The sequence below is a fragment of the Burkholderia sp. Ac-20344 genome, assembly GCF_017104975.1.
Taxonomy (GTDB): domain Bacteria; phylum Pseudomonadota; class Gammaproteobacteria; order Burkholderiales; family Burkholderiaceae; genus Burkholderia.
Window position 1 is genome coordinate 1 of the sequence record NZ_JAAGPP010000320.1, and the last position, 2,645, is coordinate 2,645.

Below are 2,645 nucleotides of genomic sequence, written 5' to 3' on the forward strand. Positions count from 1 at the left end.
CGCACCGTAGATCAGCCGCAGCAGCTCGGTACGCCCCGCACCGATCAGCCCCGAGATGCCGAAGATCTCGCCCGCGCGCACCTCGAGCGACACGTCGCGCACGGCCGCCCCGCGGGTAAGGCCCGACCGGCATCGCCGCCGCGCTCGCATGGGCCGCGCTCGGCGCCCTCACGCAGCTGTGGCCGAACCGCGTCGTCGGCTTCACCGACTGGGCGTATACGGACACGTTCGGCACGGCCGCATGGACGATCGCCGCACTGCTGCTCGTCGCCGCGACGCTCGGCCATCTCGTCCCCGCGACGCGCACGCGGCTCGCGCGCGTGCGCCCGGCCGGCCCGTGGCTCGTCGCGCTGCCGCTCGTGCTCGCCGCGTGGGAACTCCTCACCGCGAAAACCGGCTGGCTGCCGACGCCGTTCTTCGCGCCGCCGCAGGCGCTGATCGAGGTCTACGTCGACGACTGGCCGCGCCTTCTCGGCAGCGCCGGCAACACGCTGAAGCTGCTCGCGCTCGGTTTTGCGTACGGCGTCGCGGTCGGTTTCGCGGTCGGCGTCTCGATCGGCTGGTCGCGCCGGATCGGCTACTGGGTGCATCCGGTGCTGCGCGTGCTCGGCCCCGTGCCGGCCACCGCGCTGCTGCCGCTCACGTTCTACTTCTTCCCGTCGAGCTATTCGGCCGCCGCGTTCCTGATCGCGCTCGCGACCGGCTTCCCGGTTGCCGTGCTCACGTGGTCGGGCGTCGCGAGCGTCAACAAGCAGTATTACGACGTCGCGCGCACGCTCGGTGCGAACGCGCGCTTCCTCGTGCTGCACGTCGCGATTCCGGCCGCGCTGCCGCACGTGTTCGTCGGCATCTTCATGGGGCTGAGCGCGTCGTTCACGGTGCTGGTCGTCGCCGAGATGATGGGTGTCAAATCTGGGCTCGGCTGGTACCTGAGCTGGGCGCAGGGCTGGGCATCGTACGTGAACATGTATGCGGCGCTGATCGTGATGGCGCTGCTGTTTTCCGGGCTGATCGCGCTGCTGTTCGCGGTACGCGACCGCGTGCTCGCCTGGCAGAAAGGAACCGTCAAATGGTGAGCGCCGCCGTACTCGAATCGTCCGTTGCCGCTACGCCTGCCGCCACGGCACCGCGCGGCGCGCGCATCGACATCCGCCGCGTGAGCCATGCGTTCGACGGCCCCGGCGGTGCGCTGCCGGTGCTCGACGACGTCACGCTGTCGGTCGCGGCCGGCGAATTCGTCGCGCTGCTCGGCCCGAGCGGCTGCGGGAAGTCGACGCTGCTGCGCCTCGTGGCGGGCCTCGACGCCGCGCGGCAAGGCACGATCGCGCAGGACGGCGTGCCGATCGGGCAACCCGATCCGTCGCGCATCGTCGTGTTTCAGGACCCGACGCTGTACCCGTGGCGGCGCGTGCGCGCGAACGTCGCGCTCGGCCTCGAGGCGCGTGGCGCGGCACGTACGTCGCAGCATCGCGTCGACGATGCGCTCGCGCGCGTCGGGCTGCAGGCGTTCTCGAACGTGTTCCCGCATCAGCTGTCCGGCGGGATGGCGCAGCGGGTCGCCCTGGCCCGCGCGCTCGTCAACGATCCGCGCCTGCTGATTCTCGACGAGCCGCTCGGTAAGCTCGATTCGCTGACGCGGCTCACGATGCAGGCCGAGCTCACCGCACTGTGGCAGCGCGACGGTTTCTCCGCGCTGCTCGTCACGCACGATGTCGAGGAAGCGCTGTTCCTCGCGCAACGCGTGATCGTGTTCGGGCCGCGTCCCGCGCGGATCGTCGCCGAATTGCACGTCGATCTGCCCTACCCGCGCCATCGCGGCGACCCGCGCCTCGCCGAACTGCGTCACGACGCGCTGCGGCATCTCGGGCTCGATGCGAGCTGGTAGATGCGCGGTGCCGTTCGACGATGGTCCGCCGCGCGGCGGGGATGGTGCCGATGAACGCGCCCACGTTCGCCGACTGGGCGCTCCTGTTTCTGCAAGGGCTGTATCGCGCGCAAATCGCGCTGGCGCGCGTGCTGCATGCGCTCGGGCTGACGGGCGACGCCGATGGTCAAGCCGCCTGGCCGTGGACCCATCGCATCGCGCTCGAAACGCTGCGCATCGACGCGGGACTCACGCGGCAACTCGCGTTCGCCGCCGCGGCGACGGCGCTGGCCGTCGTGCTCGCGGGCATCGCGCTCGGGTCGCGCAAGTGGCGGGGCGCGTCGGCGCTCGCCGCGCTGGCCGTGGCGTGGTTCGCACCGTGGCCGCCGTCTTCGCTGTGGCTCGCGCCCGCCGTGCCGACGAGTTTCCAGCGCGATCCCGCGCCGTTTTCGGTATCGAACGTGATGCGCGGCGCGCACCTGTATGCGCAACACTGCGCGGCGTGCCACGGTGTGGATGGACGCGGCGAAGGGCCGCTCGCGGCCACGCTCTCGCACTGGCCGCCGACCTTCGCCGGCGCGCTGCTCGCGCGTCGTCTCGACGGCGAACTATTCTGGCGCGTGCGCCATGGCACGCGCGACGAACGCGGCGCGGCGACGATGCCCGGCTTCGCCGCGACGCTCGGCCCCCAGGACACCTGGGCCGTGCTCGACTACCTGAAAGCGCTCGCCGCGGGCAGCGGCGCGCAGGCGGACGGCGCGTGGCCCGTGCCCGTCCCGCT

General features: G+C 71.9%; 2 protein-coding genes and 1 pseudogene. All 3 read left to right on the plus strand.

The annotated features are described in order from the left end of the window. Nucleotides 1–122: 122 nt before the first annotated feature. Nucleotides 123–1,076, plus strand: a pseudogene (locus G3N64_RS38770) (ABC transporter permease subunit); the annotation flags it as partial. After that, nucleotides 1,070–1,885, plus strand: a complete 816-nt coding sequence (locus G3N64_RS38775; protein ID WP_205788851.1) for an ABC transporter ATP-binding protein — start codon at nt 1,070–1,072, stop codon at nt 1,883–1,885. The pseudogene G3N64_RS38770 and the gene G3N64_RS38775, both read left to right, overlap by 7 nt. Nucleotides 1,886–1,935: 50 nt before the next feature. After that, nucleotides 1,936–2,645 (plus strand): cytochrome c (locus G3N64_RS38780; protein ID WP_205788852.1); only part of this gene is annotated, 710 nt, incomplete at its 3' end.

Excerpts from the sequence above, each read along its gene's own strand:
- G3N64_RS38775 (WP_205788851.1), top strand. The coding sequence starts at position 1,070 with ATGGTGAGCGCCGCCGTACTCGAATCGTCCGTTGCCGCTACGCCTGCC.